General features: G+C 23.7%; 1 protein-coding gene. It reads right to left on the bottom strand.

Annotated elements, in window-relative coordinates; genetic code table 11:
- Positions 1–471: IpaD/SipD/SspD family type III secretion system needle tip protein (locus ACNART_RS17870; RefSeq protein ID WP_416303684.1), on the bottom strand; the 471-nt coding region annotated here is incomplete at its 3' end.
- Between the last annotated feature and the right edge of the window lie 233 nt (positions 472–704).

The following is a 704-nucleotide window of genomic DNA, read 5'->3' on the forward strand; positions in this document are numbered from 1 at the left end:
ACTTAATTCAGACAATATTTCTCTTAATTCTTTTACAAAATCCATATACTTGGAAAAAATATCTTTCAAAACATCTAAATAATCATTTTTACCCGCGACAATAGATTGTTTTACTTCATCAAATAAATCACTTAATGAATCTGTTGGATAACTGTCATTTGATTGCGCATTTTCTATTGCACGAGAAGCATAACTAATTTCATTTAAACTTTTCTTTTGATTAATATTATTTTTTACATATTGTTCATCAAGGTAAAAACCTTTTTCTTTACTAGAGAGGTGTTCAAATTTATTATCATCTTTAACATCATTAAGAGATAATTCTTGATACTCTCTTTTCACATCTTCTAATAAAAAATTTGTATTATTTAAAAACTCTTCCTGATTATGTACTATCGCATTATAGGATTTATTTTCTATATGTGATTTATTGTTACTTTTAGATACATCAAAATTAATAGCAGTAGCCATAACATTAACCTTTTATATAAAAATAAAAGAAGTTGTTTCAAGAAAAAATTAAAACTAATATTTTAACAAAACTTAAAACAACACATAAACGTTAGCACTATTGGGCTATTTTCTCTAAAAATATAATCTCTATTTTCAATTTCTCTAAAGAGTTAAAATCGTAAAAAACCTTTCGCCATTTCTAATAATGTATTCATTGTACTGCTCACTATTTTAACAAAATTATCATAATT

This window comes from Proteus sp. LHD240705 (assembly GCF_047921555.1).
In the GTDB taxonomy this organism is placed as follows: domain Bacteria; phylum Pseudomonadota; class Gammaproteobacteria; order Enterobacterales; family Enterobacteriaceae; genus Proteus.